Source organism: Burkholderia sp. BCC1208 (assembly GCF_902833095.1).
Classification (GTDB): domain Bacteria; phylum Pseudomonadota; class Gammaproteobacteria; order Burkholderiales; family Burkholderiaceae; genus Burkholderia.
In genome coordinates this window covers 206,266-224,040 of sequence record NZ_CADFDY010000003.1, presented here as the reverse complement: position 1 = coordinate 224,040, position 17,775 = coordinate 206,266, and the positions used below count along the sequence as shown (strand labels likewise).

Genomic DNA, 17,775 nt, shown 5'->3' with positions numbered 1-17,775 from the left:
GCGCGCTGCGTCGCCGCTTCGACGCACCGCACTGACGCGCGCTGCGCCGGTGCGGTGACGCCGTCACGACGTGCCGCGTCAGCGCTGGCGATATGCGTCGAGCGACGACAGGGCGTGGCCGTGGAAGTCGAACAGCGTGTTGTTGTCCCACTGATCGCCCGCGCCGACCTTCCAGCCGACGCCCGGCGTCGGAATCCACTCCGGCTCCCACCAGAACACGCCCTTGCCGCGATGGCCCGGCACACCCTTCACGATATCGACGACCGCCGCGAGGAATTGCGCCTGCCCGGCCGGCGACGGCGGGAACGCGGTCGAGCCCGTGTTCGTCATCGCGTTCGGCTCGGAGTCGCCGTCGCTGGTGGTCCACGGATACGCGGTCTCGACGACGATCAGTTCCTTGTCGTAGCGCACCGCGAGATCGTTCGCGTTGTTGCGCAGGTCGTCGAGCGCGCCTTGCCACTGCGGGTAATACGACAGGCCGATCACGTCGAACGCGACCCCGCGTTGCGTCGCGCTGTCGAACCACCAGCGGCTTTTCGCGTTGTCGCCGCCGCTGTCGATGTGCAGCATCACCTTGATGCGCGGATCGACGGCCTTCACCGCATCGTGGCCCGCCTTCAGCAACTGAGCGAGGTTGTCCCACTGGTCGTAGCGGCCGAGCGGCCACAGCATGCCACCCGTGATCTCGTTGCCGATCTGCACCCACTCCGGCCGCACGCCGGCGCGCTGCAGTTGGCGCAGCACGTCGGTCGTATAGGCCGACAGCAGCGCGCACGTATCGGCGAGATTCTTGCCGGCCCACGCGTGCGGCGGGTATTGCTTGCCGGGGTCGGCCCACCAGTCGCTGTAGTGGAAATCGATCAGGATGCGCATCCCGAGCGCGGCCGCGCGCCTGGCGAGCGCAACGACATGGGCCGCATCGTTGTAGCCGGCCGCGGCGCTCTGATTCGCCGGGAAGAAATCCGGATTGCCCGGATCGTTCCATACCTTGATGCGGATCGAGTCGACGCCGTGCGCGTGCAGGATCTTCAGGCAGTCGCGCGGGTGCCCGCGGTCGAAGTACTGCGCGCCGTGCGCCTCGAGTTCCGGTAGCGTCGACACGTCGGCGCCCATCGCGAACGGGGCGCTGCCCGCGGCACGCGTGACGGCCTGCGCGAAGGCCGGCAGCGGGCCGGCCAGGTCGAGACAGGCAAGCGCCGCGGTCGAAACGCTCCATTTCAGCATCGATCGTCTGTTCATCGTCATCCTCCAGGTGAGGGATCCCGTCGGATGCGGGATCGCCGGCTTCAAAAAATTTTAAGCGCTTAAATTTGCGGCCCCGATACGAGGCCGGATCGAGCGTAGCGCAACCGCTGTCGCCTACGCAAAGGACGCATGCGTTGCCTACTATCTGGTGAGGTGGGGAGGCGCGCGCATTCCCGGCGTCCCGCCGTGCGCGCGAAACGGCCATTGGACGTACGTCAGGAATCCGGACGATGCCGCCCGATCGTGCAGGGCAGGCGCCCGTGACGTGTTACGACCGATCTCGATTCCGCGCGCGCGTCGCGCCGGTGATGACCGCGATGCCGAACAGGATGACGGCCACGATCTCGATGATGTACTGCGCGACGTGCAGCGTCATCAAGCCCCAGGCGACGCCGCCGATGAAAATGATCCATCCGACCAGGTAGATAAGCAGGGTCATCGCTTTCTCCTTGCAGTGTTGGGTTCATGGCGCCGCTTGCCGGTCGTGAAAAATTTACCGGGCGCGCGGTGCGCGCGATGAGGAGATGATCTCGCAGCACCGGAGCATATTGCGCGCCCGGCCTCGCGGTTCCCGACGGCATTTTTCGGCATGCGGCTTGCTAGCCGCTTCATTCGGATGCCGTGTCGTGCGCATGCAGCCCGAGCCGCGCCATCAGCCGCCCGGCGTCGAACGGCGCTTGCGTTTTCGTGTCGTTGTCGAAATAGCAGTACACGTCGCGCGTGGCCGCGCGCGGCGGTTGCAGCGCGGGTGCGGCGAGACGCGCATCGTCGGGCTGCCCGCCCTGGCTCCACGTTTCGATTCTGCGTGCCCATCGCTCGAGCGCCGCATCGGAGTATTCGCCTGAATACTTCGTTTCGGTGCCGTGCAGCCGCATGTAAACGAAACGCGCGCTCAGATCCTCGAACTGGGGCCACGCCTCGGTCGAATCCGACACGACGAGCGCGACCTTGTGGCGGCGCAGCAGCTTCACGAACGCCGGATCCACGAAGCTCTCGTGCCGCACTTCCACCGCGTGGCGCAACGCTCGCTTGCGGTCGATCTCCAGATACGTCGCCCGGACGTGCGAATCGTGCCGGCGGGCGAGCGCGAGTGCGGCTTCCGTATCGTGCGGCAGCAAGCTCAGGAAGTGCTCCATGTGCGCCGGGTCGAAACGCAGCGACGGCGGGAATTGCCACAGCAACGGCCCGAGCTTGTCCTTCAGCGCGAGCAGCCCCTGGGCGAAAAAATTCGCGCACGCGACCGTGGCTGCTTCGTCGCGAAAACGCAGTATGTGCGTCAGGTAGCGCGAGCCCTTGACGCTGAACACGAACCCCGGCGGTGTTTCGGCATACCAGCGCCGCCAGCTGTCCGGCGCTTGCAGGCTGTAGTGCGTGCCGTTGATTTCGATCGTCTGCATCCGGCCCGATGCATACCGCAGCTCGCCGGCCTGCTTCAGGTCGTCCGGGTAGAAGGTCCCCCGCCAGCCGGGGTAGCGCCAGCCTGAAATGCCGATGTGAATCCTGCCTGATGTGCGTGTCACGTCGATGCCCGGCTATGCCGGGTCCCTGATGAGGTTCGGGCGACGCGCAATATGCGTGCCGCCCCGTCACCGGTCCAATTCTTTTTTTAAAGACCGCGCCACGTTCGGCCGGTATGATCGCTGCGCTCGCGAACGGCGCGATCGGCCGGTGCGTACCGATCCACGCTTCACTGCCTTCGCCAGCACGGTAATCACGACACCACCGGACGGACCCCGACGATACGCGGTCCGTCGATCCGGCCGAACGGGCCAACCCAGCACGACGGAGTATCGAGACGATGTGGATGGAGACAGAGGCGGGGCGGCGCGCGACGGCGATCGCGGCTGGCGGAGCATTGTGCATGGCCGCCGCGGGCGGTGCGCACGCGCAGGCATCGGCGCCGGCCGCGGCGGCCGTGCTGCCGGCCATCGACGTGCGAGGGCCGACCGATGCTTCGGCCGTCGGGCTCGTCGGGCGGCGCACCGCCACCGGCACCAGGACCGACACGCCGATCGACGAGATTCCGCAAACGATCAACATCGTGACCGCGCAACAGATCGAGATGACCGGCGCGGCCGACCTGAACCAGGCGTTGCGCTACGTGCCGGGTTTCGCGACGTTCGGCGCCGACAGCCGCACCGACTGGTATGCGGCGCTGCGCGGCTTCACGCCGACGCTGTACGTCGACGGCCTGCCGGCGCCGGACACGGCCGTGATCGCGAACTGGCGCGTCGATCCGTACACGATCGATTCGATCGCGGTGCTGCGCGGGCCGACGTCGGTGCTGTACGGCGCGGGTGAGCCCGGCGCGATCGTCGACGCGCAGACGAAGCGCGCCGACGGCGCGCGCGTGCGTGAAGCCGGCGTGCAGATCGGCAACGATGCGCGCAAGCAAGCCATGCTCGATGTCGGCGACAGGCTCGATCCGGACGGCAAGTATGCGTACCGCTTCGTCGGCGTCGCGCGCGACGGCAACGCGGTGACCGGCCCGAACGGCGACCGGCGGGTCGCGCTCGCGCCGTCGTTCCGGTGGCGGCCGAACGCCGACACGTCGCTGACGTTTTCCGCGACGTACCTGCAGGACAGCGGCGACATCTCGTCGAACTTCCTGCCCGCTCAGGGCACGGTGCTGCCGAACCCGAACGGCCGCCTGTCGCAGGACATCTACATGGGCGACCCGTCGTTCAACGACTACCGCAAGAAGCAATGGTCGCTCGGCTACGCGCTGGAACACCGCGTGAACGCGATCTGGACGCTGCATCAGGACGTGCGCTGGTCGCACCTGTCGCTCGACGATGCGACGGTGTTCGGCAACGGCCTCGTGCCCCGCAGCACGACGAACATGATGCGTTTCGCGGGGCTGTTCCAGCTCAACTACAGCCGGCTCGACATCGACAATCATGCGCAGGCGCGCTTCGGCACGGGGCCGCTCGAACACACGCTGCTGTTCGGCCTGCAGTTCGACCGGCAGACGACGACCAACAGCGTGCAGCTTGCGCTCGCGCCGTCGCTCGACCTGTACCACCCCGTCTATCGGCCCGTGACGGCCGCGATCTTCTCCGGCCCGACGTCGCTCGGCCACGTCGACCAGTACACCGCGATGAACGGGTTCGGCGTGTATGCGCAGGACCAGATCCGCTGGCAGCGCTGGACGCTGACGCTCGGCGGCCGCGAGGACGTCGTGAACGCGCGCTTCGACGACCGGACCGCCGGCACGCATGCGCAGCAGGACGTCAGTGCGTTCTCCGGACGCGTCGGGCTTACCTATCGCGGCGACGCCGGGTTATCGCCGTACGTCAGCTATTCGACGTCGTTCGATCCGGTCATCGGCGTGCGGATGTTCGGCGGCGGCTTGCCGAAGCCGACCCGCGGCACGCAGACGGAAGCCGGGCTACGCTGGCAGCCGGCCGGCCGGAACCTGATGCTGAATGCGGCCGTGTATCAGATCGACCAGACCAACGTCGTGACGCCGACGCCGGTCAATCTCGACCCGAGCGCGACGACGTCGGTGCAGACCGGCAAGGTGCGCTCGCGCGGCATCGAGCTGAGTGCGGTCGGCAAGGTGACGCGCGAGGTGTCGATCGTCGCGTCGTATCTCTATCAGGACGTCAAGAACGTGCAGGCGAACGACGCGTCGCTGAACCACTGGCCGGTGTCCGTACCGCTGCCGCGGCAGATGGCGTCGATGTGGGCCGACTGGACCTGGCACACGGGCGCGCTGGCCGGTCTCGGCATCGGCGGCGGCGTGCGCTACCAGAGCGCATCGGCCGGCGCGCCGGACAATTCGCTGACGGTGCCGAGCGCGACGCTTTACGACCTCGCGATCCATTATGACCTGCCGCGCTGGCGCTTCGCGGTGAACGTCGCGAACCTGTTCGACCGGCGCTATGTGAGCGGCTGTCAGTCGTACGCCGTGTGCGTGTTCGGCAACGAGCGGACCGTGCTGGCCAGCGCGAAATACAACTGGTGAGCGCGTCGCATGCGGCCTACACGCGGCGTTGCGGCGCCCGGGTAACGGTGCGCGCGCCCGCATGGCCCTGGCGTCGCCATTCGGTCGGCGTGATGCCGAAACGTTCGCGGAACGCGGTGGCGAAATTGGCCGGCGTGGAAAAGCCGATTTCCTTCGCGATACTGGCGATGCTGAGCGACGTGGAATCCAGCAGATCCTGCGCGATCCGCAGCCGCTCGTAGCGCAGATATTCGAATACCGTCTGGCCGAGATTGTCGCGAAACGCGCGCGACAAGCGCTTTTCGTGCGTGCCGACCGCACGCGCCAGTTCCTCCACCGTCGGCGGATCGTTGAGCGTGCGCGACAGGTGGCGGATGGCCGCGCGCACGATGATGTCGTCGTCGTTGCCGCCCGCGAACGGGCTTTCCGCCTGTTCCGTCCCGGCGGGCCGTTCGCGTTTCGCTCGCGAGAGCTGCACGCGAATCCGCGCGATCACCTCCGCCGGCTCGAACGGCTTCACCACATAGTCGACGCCGCCGATCTCGAGCCCCTCGAGCCGTTCGTGCAACGCGCCGGCCACGGTCAGGAAGATGATCGGGATCGCGCCCGTCAGCGGATCGGCGGCCAGCAGGCGGCATGCGGTGAAGCCGTCCATGCGCGGCATGCGCACGTCCATCAGGATCAGGTCGGGCATCAGCGCCTGCGCGCGCTGGCACGCTTGCTCGCCGTCGAATGCGATGCTGATCCGGCATCCCGTGCTGCGCAGGATGTCGGTCAGCAAACGGAGCTGGTCGGGTTGATCGTCGACGATCAGGATATGCGCGTCGCTCAATGCGGAGATCGATGAAGGCATCGTGCACCTGTTGTGAAAAGGCGGTTGGCTGCGTTTTCCGCGGGTGGCCTGCCCGGTGAGATGGAAACGTCGGAAGCCGCTCCGTGGCGATGCATCCGGCGCATCGCACGCTCGCATCGATTCCCGACAGGGTAGAACCGCGCGGCAGGCAACCGCTCGGCGCATCGCGCGGCGTTCGTCGTTTTGATCGCCGAGCCGGTCGGGACGCGACGCATTGCCGTGCTCGCGTGGAGAATGATCGCGACTGCCGGAATCGATGCGAGCGGAATTGTAGGAGCATATTGGAAATCCGGCCAGCCATGACCGCTTCATTCGCGCCATTCCATCTTCGTGATTATCGAAAATGTCGGTTTGCGACAGGGATGTGAAACGTCGAGGCGCGCAATTACTCGTGGTTTACGCGTATACCCAGTGAGAAGCCGCGTATCCGGCCGGCTTTCGGATTGTATTTTATGGAAAAACATTATTTGAATCCGCTTTGGCAAAGTATTTATCCGCCCGGTAAAAGATCTTGAATAACGGCGTCGAGCGGCAATCGTTTGCGGGGTGGGCTTATTTTACGTAACTCATTGAATATACGGAATTTTACAATCTATAAAGAATGCCCGCTTTAATAATTCAAGTTCGTGTCTCATAATTCGTCCGAACTTTGAGTAACGGGTGGAGCAGGTAAGCGGAAGCACCGCAAGCGGTGACGGACGTTGCCTGACCCGGGGCCGGCGCATCAATTGATGATTGTCCAGGCATGTGCTCGCTGCACGAAGTGAAACCCGGTCGCCGGGGATGAAATAAAAGAAGCGGAGTGAGCCGCGATCGGTGCGGCGACAAATCGGGGATGGTCATGACGACGGGTTGAATCTCCGGATTCAGTCGGGGAAAGACTCGTCCATGGAAATCGATACGTATTCCTAATGCAGTTGTCGAATTAACGGAACGGGACGTCAGGCCGACGGCATGCCCCGGGCGTTCGAACGCCCGGTCGAAACGGATGCTCGACGCGTGTCGTGTCGACATGGCTTGCCCGGCGCCGGAATCCGCTTCCGAAACGAAGTCGCAATCGAAGTCGAAGCTGTCAATAAAAGTAAGTAGTCCATATTCAAACCAGACGCTACACAACGGAGCAGAAGACCATGAAGAGGAAGCAGATTTCGGCGCTCGCCGCCGCGATGTTCACGGGGGCGGGTGTGCTGATCGCCGGCGCCGCGCACGCGGACAATTTCGTCGACCGAGGCAACCCGGACAACGCGCTGAACGGCCAGTGCATCGACGGCACCAACCCGCTGTGCGTGGCAACGAAGAACGGCAGCTTCGTCGCGGTCAGTACCACGAACGTGACGCAGGGCACCAATGCGAAGGCAGGCTCCAGCGGTATCGCGATCGGCGACCAGTCGAATGCGAGCAGCAACGGCGGCAGCAGCAGCGGCGGCGCGATCGCGATCGGGGTCGGTTCGCAGGCGCTGGCGAATTCGTCCACCGCGATCGGCACGGTGGCGGTCGCGCAGGGCAACACGGCGCTGGCGATCGGCCGCCAGTCGGCCGCGGTCGGCGATTTCTCGATGGCGCTCGGCAACGTCGCGGATGCGCACGGCACGAGCTCGATCGCGCTCGGCCATTCGGCGCTGGCCAGCGGCGACCGTTCGGTCGCGATCGGCGGCGCGAACCCGACGTCGAGCGACGGCGTATCGGCCGGCGCCTCGTACGACGCGGCCACGCAGACGCGTGCGGCCGGCACGCAGTCGGTGGCGATCGGCGCGGGCGCGCAGACGAACGACAACAACCAGGTGGCGATCGGCTCGGGCAGCGTCGGCGCGAACAACGGCGGCACGCCGGTGTTCGGCGGCACGGCCGCGCCGGTCGGCGGCGCGGTGTCGTTCGGCGCGCTCGGCAAGGAACGCCAGCTCAAGAACGTCGCGGCCGGCGCGGCCGATACGGACGCCGTCAACGTCCAGCAGTTGAAGAACGTGAACAGTACGCTGAGCACGGGCATCGGCAATGTCGACGCACGCGTGACGTCGGTCGGCAATGCGCTGTCGACCTCGATCTCGAACGTCGACGCACGCGTGACCAGCGTCGGCAACAGCCTCAGCACGAGCATCGTCACGGCGACGCAGAACGTCGTGAAATACACCGACGATTCGCATGCGGCGATCGCGCTCGACGGCGCCACCGGCACGACGATCGGCGGCGTGGCTGCCGGCGTCGCCGATACCGACGCCGTCAACGTCGGCCAGTTGAAGGGCAGCATCGCGCCGCTGCAGACGTCCGTTTCGACGGCGGCTTCGAACATCACGAACCTGCAGAACAGCGTGACCGGCATCAACGGCTCGCTGAGCACCGCGGCGTCGAACATCGTCAACCTGCAGGCGGCCGATACGCGCAACGTCAAGTACGACGGCGCGAGCGGCTTCGACTCGGTGACGTTCGCCGGCCCGAACGGCACGACGCTGCACAACGTCGCGGACGGCAAGGACCTGCACGACGCAGTCAACGTCGGCCAGTTGACGGGCGGCCTCGCATCGCTCAGCACGAGCGTGACGAACAACCTCAGCACGACGCTCGGCAACCTGAGCACGTCGATCACCAGCCAGATCGGCAACGCGACGAAGAACGCGGTGCAGTACGACGACGATGCACACGGCGGCGTCACGCTCGGCGGCACGGGCGCCGCGGCGCCGGTCGGCCTGCACAACGTCGCGGACGGTGTGGCGGCAGGCGATGCCGTGAACGTGGGCCAGCTCGGCAAGGCGACCGACACGCTCAACCAGTCGATCACGACCGTCGGCAACCAGGTGACGACGAATACCGGCAACATCGCGGCGCTTCAGCAGGATGCGCTGCAATGGAACCCGGACCTCGGCGCCTACGATGCGAGCCACGGCGGCCACGGTCCGCAACTCATCAGCAACGTCGCGGCCGGCAAGAGCGGAACGGACGCGGTCAACGTCGATCAGTTGACCGCGGCGATTCACGACGGGACGAGCCAGCTCGATGCGCTCGCCGTCAAATACGACGATGCAAGCAAGCAGCAGGTGTCGCTCGGCGCGGGCAACGGCGGCAGCCCGGTGCGCGTGACCAATGTCGCGGAAGGCAACGTGGCGGCCGGCAGCACCGATGCGGTGAACGGCGCGCAACTGCGCCGCGCGACCGACGGCGCCGCGGCTGCGCTCGGCGGCGGCGCGAGCGCGAACCCGGACGGCTCGATCGGCGCACCGAACTACAAGATCGGCGGCAGCGCGTTCAACAACGTCGGCGACGCATTGACGAACCTCGACGGCCGCGTCGGCAGCAACACGACGACGCTCGAGAATCACGAAACGCGCATCGGCAACGCCGAGACGAATATCGCGGGCAACACGGCCGCGATTGCCGGGCTGCAACAGGATGCGCTGCAATTCGACCCGGCGCTCGGCGCGTTCAACGCCGCGCGCGGCGGTGCGCCGACGAAGCTGACGAACGTGGCCGACGGCAACCTCGCCGCGGGCAGCACGGATGCGGTGAACGGCGGCCAGTTGTCGGGCGTGAAGACCGCGCTCGAACAGCAGATCACGCAGGTGTCGAACCAGGCCGGCGAAGCCGTGAAAAACGTCGTCAAGTACGACGTCGACCCGAGCGGCAACCGGCTGAATTCAGTGTCGCTCGTCGGCGGCGACGCAACGTCGGCGGTCGTGCTGAAGAACGTCGCGGCGGGCACCAGCGATACCGACGCGGTGAACGTGAAGCAGTTGAAGGACGTGCAGTCGAACCTGAATCAGCTCGGCGCGCTCGCGGTGCAGTACGACGACAGCTCGAAGAGCACGATCACGCTCGGCGGTGCGGGCGGCACGCGCATCACCAACGTGCAGGCCGGCACGCTCGGCGCGACCAGCACCGACGCGGTGAACGGTTCGCAGCTCTACGCGACCAATCAGCAGGTGTCGAAGAACACCACCGACATTTCGAACCTGCAAGGCAGCGTGACCAACATCGCGAACGGCAAGGCCGGCCTCGTGCAGCAGCAGGATCCGAACGGCGCGATCACGGTCGGCAAGGACTCCGGCGGCGCGAGCGTGAACTTCACCGGCACGGCGGGCGACCGCGTGCTGACCGGTGTCGCGGCGGGCGTGAGCGACAACGACGCGGTCAACGTGGGTCAGTTCAACAACGCGCTGAAGAACGTGGCGGCCAACGACAAGATCCGTGCGGCCGCAACCGATTCGAACACCACGTGGATCGCGCGTGCCGATGCCGGTGCAATCGGTTCGACGGCGACCGCGACCGGCAAGAACGCGGTGGCGGTCGGGCAGGGCTCCGTCGCCGATCGCGACAACTCGTTCTCGGTCGGCGCGAAGGGCAGCGAGCGCCAGATCACGAACGTCGCGGCCGGCACGGCGCCGACCGACGCGGTGAACGTGCAGCAGCTGAACGACAACCTCGCGACGGCGTCGACGCAGGCGAAGGGTTATACCGACCAGCGCATCGGACAGGTATACAACTCGTTCAACGACCTGAAGAAGGACATGTACGGCGGCGTGGCGTCGGCGATGGCGGTGGCAGGCTTGCCGCAGCCGACGGGGGCGGGGCGCTCGATGGTATCGGCGGCGACGTCGAACTATCACGGCCAGCAGGGCTTTGCGGCCGGCTACTCGTACGTGACGGAGAGCAACCGCTGGGTCGTCAAGGCATCGGTAACGGGCAACGCGCGGTCGGACTTCGGCGCGGTGGTCGGCGCGGGTTATCAGTTCTGATGCAGGTCGCGTCGCGTTGAGCGATGCGCAGGTGCCGGGCAATGCATGCAAAGCCCGGTATTCGCCGTAGATCGGTGGCCCGGCGTCCGAGTGTGGACGCCGGGCCTTCGTCGTTTGACGCACGCCGGTGCGATCGGTCGCACGACGCCGAATGCGAGCAGCGCGATCCGTTGCGAGCGTCGCTCGCCGCCCGAACGACCGCCTCACGCGGGCTGGGCGTCCTTTCGGCGGGTGCGTCCAATGCGAGTTGTGGAATGCGAGCCCGCGCTCGTATTCTGAAGTCACCGGGCGGCACGGCATGGGGCCTGCGCCCACCACCGCATCGGAGCACGCGACAATGACCGAAACGACACCCACGATGAAGCTCAACCACCTGAGCTTTCCGTCCGCCGACACACTGGCGACCGCCCGATTCTTCGAGCGATACCTCGGCTTCACGATCGCGGGAAGCTGGGAGAAATCGTGGATCCTCAAACGCCCGGGTTTCGACGTCGTGATCGATCACGTCGGCGACGGCGTGCCCGCGTGGCCCGCCAATTTCCACGTCGGCTTCGAACTGCCGAGCCTCGATGCCGTGCAAGCGCTGTTCGCGCGCTTCAAGCAAGAGGGCGTCGCGATGGAGACGGGCGTCTTCAACAACGGGCGCGGTTCGCGCTTCTTTTGCCGCGCGCCGGGCGGCGTGATGTTCGAACTGAACACGCGCGCGGATGCCGCGCCGGAATATCAGGGCACCTTCGACGATTGACGCGAGGCGGTTCGTGCCGTGCCGCGCTCAATCGCAATCGCAATCGCTACCGCCGGCTCGGGTGAGGGCGAGGGACTCGATGACCGCGCGGGTACGCGACGGTTTGGTGATCTCCGTCCATTGCAGATGCGCGTATGAGTAGCCGAAGGGCGAGGAGAGGCGATCCGTGCCGCGAACGCCACCGCGTCAATCGAGCGGCGGCACCGCGCCATCCCGCAACATCTTGACGAGCCGCGCGCGCCGCTTTTCTAGATCGGCGATCTGACGGTCGATCGCTTCGAGGCGGTCGCGCTGGACGTCGGTGTTCTGATCGCACGAACGCGCGCCCTCGATCAGCAGCATGCAGTCCGGAAAGCCGCGAATGTCGTCGAGGGTGAAACCGGTCGCGATCATGCGCTGAATCTGTTTGACCTGCGTCACCGCCTTGTCGGGGAACAGGCGATAGCCGTTGCCGGCGCGCACCGACGCGAGCAAGCCGTGCTCGTCGTAGTGCCGGATCGAGCGCACGCTCGCGCCGGTGAGCTGCGCGAGTTTGCGGACGGTCAGCAGCGGTGGCGGAGGCGGGTTTTTCATGAAAGGCAGGTTAGCACGATTCGCTTGACTCTCACATCAGTGTGAGGGTTGAGACTGTACGCCCGTTCATCCTTACAGGAAAAATCGTGAATATCCGAATGCTGATCCACTGGCTGATTGCCGCGATCTGGTGGGCGACGCCCTTCGCATGGGCGTACGACGCGGCGGCCGCGCCGCTGAGCTATACCGTCACGTCGACGGACGGCGTGAAGCTGGCCGTTCAGGAAAGCGGCGACCCCGACGGCGTACCGATCATCCTGATTCACGGCCTGCTCGGCAGCCGTCTGAACTGGGACGCGCAGGTCCGCAGCCCCGAACTGCGTGGATTCCGGATCATCACGTACGATCTGCGCGGCCACGGGCTGTCGGACAAGCCGTCCGGCGCGCAGCCGTATCGCGACGGAACCCGCTGGGGCGACGATCTCGCCGCCGTCATCGAAGGCGCGCATGCGCGCAAACCCGTCGTGGTCGGCTGGTCGCTCGGCGGCGTGGTGATCTCGAACTACCTCGCCAGGTACGGCGATCGCGCGATCGCGGGCGCTGTGTACGTCGACGGCGTGGTCGAGCTTGCGCCGGGCCAGATCGTCGATCATCCGGACGTGTACCGGGACATGAACGCGACGGATCTGAAAACGCATCTCGACGGCGAACGTACGTTCGTCGGTCTGTGCTTCAACCGTCGGCCGGATGCCGTCACGTTCGAGCGGTTGCTCGCCAACGCCGCGATGGCGTCGTGGGACATGCAAAAGGCCATCCCGACGATGTCGGTGTTCGCCGCCGCGGGGCTCGGCAACGCGCGCGTGCCGCTGCTCTTCGTCTACGGCGGCCGCGACGCGCTGGTCGATACGCATGCGACGCTGGCCCGCGCGGCCGAGCTGAATCCACGCATTGCCAGCAAGGTGTACGCGGAGTCGGGGCACGCGCCGTTCATCGAGGAAGCCGAGCGGTTCAATCGCGATCTGGCCGAGTTCGTCCGGTCGGCGTCCTCGCCATGAAGTCGTGTGCCGTGCGGGCCGGCGATGTCGGGCCGGCGTGACCGGGATTCCGGCCGTGTTTATGACGCACGCCGATTAATTTATCGCTTTATATCGCTTGGGATTGCCGGATCGGAGGAACAGAATTTCTGCTGCCGGAACCCGCCCACAGCGGCGCCGCGTTCGCTTGGCGCCGCGATGATCGCGAAGGCACCTGCCCGGTTCCCGGCTTCACGACGACCTTGCCGTGCATTCGGCAATAAACTAAGGAATCCGATGAGTTCGATCGATCTGAGCCCCGTCACGCCGGTTTCTTCCCCCATCCGCTCGGCCAGCGACGTCGCGCGCCTGATCAACACGGTGGGCAGTTCGGTCAGCCATGCACGGATGATCGTGCTGCTGGCGCTCGGCGGCGTGTTTCTCGACGCGTACGACCTGACGACGCTGTCGTACGGCATCGACGACGTGGCGCGCGAATTCGGGCTGACGCCCGCGCTGACCGGGCTGGTCGGGTCGGCGATCATGATCGGCACGATCTTCGGCAGCCTGATCGGCGGCTGGCTGACCGACCGGATCGGCCGCTATCAGGTGTTCATGGCCGACATGCTGTTCTTCGTGGTCGCGGCGATCGCGGCCGGGCTCGCGCCGAACGTCTGGGTGCTGATCGCCGCACGTTTCGTGATGGGGCTCGGCGTCGGCATCGACCTGCCCGTCGCGATGGCGTTCCTCGCGGAATTCTCGAAGTTCGACGGCCGCGGCAACAAGGCGTCGCGGCTCGCGGCATGGTGCCCGATGTGGTACGTCGCGTCGTCGGTCTGCTTCCTGCTGATCTTCGGCCTGTATTTCCTGCTGCCGGCCGAGCATGCGGGATGGCTGTGGCGCGCATCGCTGATTTTCGGCGCGGTGCCGGCGCTCGTCATCATCCTGTTCCGCAACCGCTTCATGAACGAATCGCCGCTGTGGGCCGCGAATCAGGGCGATCTGGCCAATGCCGCGCGCATCCTGCGCGAGTCGTACGGCATTCACGCGCACGAAGCGGAGGACGCGCGACGCGAGCCGAGCCCGCCGCCCGTGCGGATTCGCGTGCTGTTTCAGCGCCCGTATCTGGGGCGCACGATCGTCGCCAGCGTGATGAACCTGTGCATCCCGTTCGAGTACACGGCGATTGCGTTCTTCCTGCCGTCGATTCTGTCGCAATTTCTGGGTGCGGGCGTGTTCGAGACGATCGCGGCATCGCTGGCGCTGAACGTGCTGTTCGCGTTCACCGGCGGCTTGCTGGGCATGCGTCTCGCGTATCGCTATCCGTCGCGCCACGTCGCGATCGCGGGTTTCGCGTTGCAGACGGTCGCGCTCGTCGCGCTGGCGCTCGCGGGACATCCGCATGGCGCACTGGCGGTGGGCGTCGTGCTGCTGATGCTCGGCACGTGGCTGTTCGCGGAAGGGTTCGGGCCGGGGGCGCAGATGATGATCTATCCGACGCTGTCGTATCCCGCCGCGATCCGCGGCACCGGCGTCGGCTTCGGACGGTCGCTGTGCGGCATCGGCCAGGCGCTGGCGCTGTTCGTGCTGCCGATCCTGCAAGCCCGACTCGGCACCGACATGTTCTGGGTCGTCGCGGTCAGTGCGGTCACGCCGATCGTGTTTCTGCTGATCGTGCGTCACGAACCGACGGCGCACGACATCGACGACGAAAGCGTCGCGTAAGCGCTGACGGGCGCTGACGGGGACGCTCGCCTTCCCCGGAAAACACGAACGGCTTCGTCGAACCGCACGAAGCCGTTTGTCCTGAAGCCGGCCGGAGTCGCATATGCGGACCGGCCGGCTTCGATATTGCCCGACGTTTTCGTTACGCGCCGACCGCTTCCCGCTCGGCCTCGCGCTTGACCTGTTCGATATCGCGAAACCGCGCGGCCGGATGCTCGTCGGGCAATCGCGCCGAGCCGCCGAAGAGCTTTTCGCGCAGCGTGCCCGGCGCATACGCGCTCGGATACACGCCGCGGCGCTGAAGCTCGGGCACGAGATGGCGGACGACATCCTCGAAGGTTTCATGCGCGACCGCATACGCGAGATTGAAACCGTCCACGTCGGTCGCGGCCACCCATTCCTGCAGGATGTCCGCGACGGTCGCCGCCGACCCCACGAATACCGGGCCCATCCCGCCGATGCCGCCCCAGGCCGCCAGCGCCTCGATCGTCCACGCGGTGTCGCCGCCCGACAGGTGCTCGACCGCCGACACGATGGCATTCGTTTCGACGCGCCTGACGGGATCGGTCGCCGCGTACTGGCCGAAGTCGATACCGGTCCAGCCCGACATGAACACCAGCGAGCCGTCGTACGACACGTAGCGGCGATACTCGTCGAACTTGGCCTGCGCCCGCTCGTCGGTCTCGTCGACGATCACCGTGACGAGGTTGTAGATCAGCACCTTGGCCGGGTCGCGTCCGGCGGCAGCGGCCTGCGCGCGTACGTCGGCCACGTAGCGCGCAAGCTGGTCGCGGGTGGGCGCGGCGACGAACACGCACTCGGCGTGCTGCGCGGCGAACGCCTTGCCGGGGCCCGACGCGCCGGCCTGGAACAGCACCGGCGTGCGCTGCGGCGACGGCTCGCACAGGTGATAGCCGGGCACGTCGAAGAAGCGGCCCTGGTGACCGATCTCGTGCACTTTCTCGGGATGCGTGAACACGCGGCCGTCGCGATCGCGCACCACCGCACCATCCTCCCAGCTTCCCTCGAACAGCTTGTACAGCACCTCGACGTACTCGGCCGCGACCGCATAGCGGTCGTCGTGCGTGCGCAGCCCGTGATCGCCGACGTTCTTCGCGCCGCTCTCCAGGTACGACGTGACGATGTTCCACGCGAGCCGGCCCTTCGTGTGATGGTCGGCGGTCGACAGCCGGCGTGCGAACGTGTAAGGGTGCTCGAACGTCGTCGACGCGGTGATGCCGATGCCGAGATGCTCGGTCGCCATCGCGATCGGCGCGGCCAGTTGCAGCGGATCGTTGACCGGGATCTGCGCGGCCTGGTGCAGCGCGTGATAGTTGCTGCCCTTGTACACGTCGTAGTAGCCGATCACGTCCGCGATGAAGATCGCATCGAAGATCCCGCGCTCGAGCACGCGGGCGAGGTCGGTCCAGTAGTCGAGATCCTTGTACTGCCACGAGCGGTCGCGCGGATGCGCCCACAGGCCGGGCGACTGGTGGCCCACGCAGTTCATCTCGAACGCGTTGAAGCGGATGGTCTTGCTCATTGCGCGGCTCCCGTTTGCGTGCCGGTGCCCGCATCGGCGCCCGAACCGTTGCCCACGCGCCAGACGAACGGCGGCGTGCGGCCGTTGATGATCCAGTCTCCGACGATGCGCGCCTTGTAGACGAGCGGATTGTGCGACGACACCGTGCGCGCGTTGCGCCAGTGGCGATCGAGCGCGGTCGTGCTGCGGGTCGCGGACGCGCCGAGCGCGTCGAACAGGCGCGTCGCCGCGCGCAGCACGAGTTCGGACACGACGAGCTGGCTCTGCGCGGATTCGATTTCGGCCGCGACGTTCGCGGCCTGCTCGGCCGCCTCGTCGCCGCCGAAGCGCGCTTCGTACGCCTGCTGAAGCGGTTGCGCGGCGCGCAGCGCGAGCGCGTCGGCCGCGTATGCCCATGACGCGATCTCGCCGATCACCTGCTGCAGCTGTGCGTCGTCGCCCGCGCGCCGTGCATTGCCGTGGCTGTACACGCGCGTGCGGTTGCGCACGAGTTCGCCCGCGTCGCGCACGATCGCATGGCCGATACCGGCCAGCGTCGCGACGTGGAACAACTGGTAGAACGCGGTCTGGTACTTGAAGCGGCGCGCGAAATCGATCACGTTGTCCGCGTCGACCGTCGCATTCTCGAAACGTGTCGTGCCGCTGCCGGTGGTCGTCTGGCCGAAACCGTCCCAGTCGTCCTCGCGGATCACGCCGGGCTGCGCGGTCGCAACCGCGACGATCACGTCGCTGCCGTCGTGCGCGCGCTGCGCGAACACGTCGATCCAGTCGGCGAACAGGCTGCCGGTGCTGTAGAACTTCCGGCCGTTCAGCACGAGCCGGCCGTGCTGCTCCGACACCTTCGTGGCGGTCTGGCCGAGCGGTACGTCGCCGGCTTCCGACCACGCGTTGCCGACGAGCTGGCCGCTCGCGAAGCGGTCGAGCCAGGTCGTGCGTTGCGGCCCGTCCGGCGCGTTCAACCAATCCTCGACGAACGCGAAATGTCCGCGCAACGCCTGCGGCAAATTGGAATCGGCGGCGGCCAGCTCGGTCAGCAGCCGGAACAACTGCGGCAGCGATGCGCCGGCGCCGCCGGCGTTGACCGGCAGTCGTATCGCGCCGAAGCCAGCGGATTTCAGCCAGCCGATCGCCTCGTGCGGCAGTTCGCGGCGGCGTTCGCGCTCGGCGGTGCCGGTGGCGATGCGCTCGAAGATCGGCCGGAACCGGCTCGCGAGCGCATCGTAGTCGGTACCGGTGGAAAGGTCGAAGGCTGCGTGCGACGAAGTCATGCGGTATTCCTCGAAAGACGGGCCGTGTGCGCCGGGAGCCCAGTATAGGAAGCGCGGCGCGGGCGTTCCAATAACGGATTCTCGGATCGTTATCGTCGCTGCGTATTACCGGGACTGCGACTTCGACCGCGACCGGAACCGCGACCGCGACCGCGACCGCGACCGAGTGGGGCCGCATCGACGTTCTCGCGTCCGTT

The 17,775-nt window shown here is 66.6% G+C and carries 12 protein-coding genes; 5 read left to right on the top strand and 7 right to left on the bottom strand.

Annotation, left to right across the window (positions count from 1 at the left end; genetic code table 11):
- Nucleotides 1-78: 78 nt before the first annotated feature.
- From HWX09_RS08625 to HWX09_RS08615, 3 genes are all read right to left on the bottom strand, one after another.
- Complete coding sequence (locus tag HWX09_RS08625; protein WP_027786554.1) at nucleotides 79-1,239, bottom strand: glycosyl hydrolase 53 family protein; 1,161 nt, start codon at nucleotides 1,237-1,239, stop codon at nucleotides 79-81.
- Between the two features lie 274 nt (nucleotides 1,240-1,513).
- Entirely contained in the window at nucleotides 1,514-1,684 is a 171-nt protein-coding gene (locus HWX09_RS08620) for a hypothetical protein (RefSeq protein ID WP_175884989.1), read from the bottom strand.
- 169 nt (nucleotides 1,685-1,853) lie between these two features.
- Nucleotides 1,854-2,765 carry a DUF72 domain-containing protein gene (locus HWX09_RS08615; RefSeq protein ID WP_027786555.1) on the bottom strand — a complete coding sequence of 304 codons (912 nt, stop codon included), beginning with the start codon at nucleotides 2,763-2,765 and terminating at the stop codon, nucleotides 1,854-1,856.
- Nucleotides 2,766-3,043: 278 nt separating this feature from the next.
- Between HWX09_RS08615 and HWX09_RS08610 the strand changes: the two genes are divergently transcribed.
- The gene (locus HWX09_RS08610; RefSeq protein ID WP_027786556.1) at nucleotides 3,044-5,215 is read left to right on the top strand and encodes a TonB-dependent siderophore receptor; all 2,172 of its coding nucleotides are present in this window, start codon (nucleotides 3,044-3,046) and stop codon (nucleotides 5,213-5,215) included.
- 16 nt (nucleotides 5,216-5,231) lie between these two features.
- Here the strand turns inward: HWX09_RS08610 and HWX09_RS08605 are convergent, their stop codons facing one another.
- Nucleotides 5,232-6,047: a response regulator gene (locus tag HWX09_RS08605; RefSeq protein WP_027786557.1), complete on the bottom strand. Its 816-nt coding sequence runs from the start codon at nucleotides 6,045-6,047 to the stop codon at nucleotides 5,232-5,234.
- A 1,130-nt stretch (nucleotides 6,048-7,177) separates the two neighbouring features.
- Here HWX09_RS08605 and HWX09_RS08600 point away from each other — a divergent pair.
- Both HWX09_RS08600 and HWX09_RS08595 read left to right on the top strand, forming a co-directional pair.
- Nucleotides 7,178-10,771: a YadA-like family protein gene (locus tag HWX09_RS08600; protein WP_027786558.1), complete on the top strand. Its 3,594-nt coding sequence runs from the start codon at nucleotides 7,178-7,180 to the stop codon at nucleotides 10,769-10,771.
- 337 nt (nucleotides 10,772-11,108) lie between these two features.
- Nucleotides 11,109-11,516 (top strand): VOC family protein, encoded by a 408-nt coding sequence (locus HWX09_RS08595; protein WP_027786559.1) that lies wholly within the window; start codon nucleotides 11,109-11,111, stop codon nucleotides 11,514-11,516.
- Between the two features lie 186 nt (nucleotides 11,517-11,702).
- On the opposite strand, the gene HWX09_RS08590 is transcribed toward HWX09_RS08595, so the two are convergent.
- Nucleotides 11,703-12,089: a MerR family transcriptional regulator gene (locus tag HWX09_RS08590; protein WP_027786560.1), complete on the bottom strand. Its 387-nt coding sequence runs from the start codon at nucleotides 12,087-12,089 to the stop codon at nucleotides 11,703-11,705.
- An 86-nt stretch (nucleotides 12,090-12,175) separates the two neighbouring features.
- Between HWX09_RS08590 and HWX09_RS08585 the strand changes: the two genes are divergently transcribed.
- Together HWX09_RS08585 and HWX09_RS08580 are read left to right on the top strand one after the other, a co-directional pair.
- Entirely contained in the window at nucleotides 12,176-13,084 is a 909-nt protein-coding gene (locus HWX09_RS08585; RefSeq protein WP_027786561.1) for an alpha/beta hydrolase, read from the top strand.
- A gap of 255 nt (nucleotides 13,085-13,339) precedes the next feature.
- The gene (locus tag HWX09_RS08580; protein ID WP_027786562.1) at nucleotides 13,340-14,767 is read left to right on the top strand and encodes an MFS transporter; all 1,428 of its coding nucleotides are present in this window, start codon (nucleotides 13,340-13,342) and stop codon (nucleotides 14,765-14,767) included.
- A 142-nt stretch (nucleotides 14,768-14,909) separates the two neighbouring features.
- On the opposite strand, the gene HWX09_RS08575 is transcribed toward HWX09_RS08580, so the two are convergent.
- Both HWX09_RS08575 and HWX09_RS08570 read right to left on the bottom strand, forming a co-directional pair.
- Nucleotides 14,910-16,310, bottom strand: coding sequence for an LLM class flavin-dependent oxidoreductase (locus HWX09_RS08575; RefSeq protein ID WP_027786563.1), 1,401 nt, complete (start codon nucleotides 16,308-16,310; stop codon nucleotides 14,910-14,912).
- A complete protein-coding gene (locus tag HWX09_RS08570; protein ID WP_027786564.1) occupies nucleotides 16,307-17,578 on the bottom strand; it encodes an acyl-CoA dehydrogenase family protein in 1,272 nt (423 codons plus the stop codon). Before HWX09_RS08570 ends, HWX09_RS08575 begins: the two co-directional genes overlap by 4 nt.
- Nucleotides 17,579-17,775: the final 197 nt, after the last annotated feature.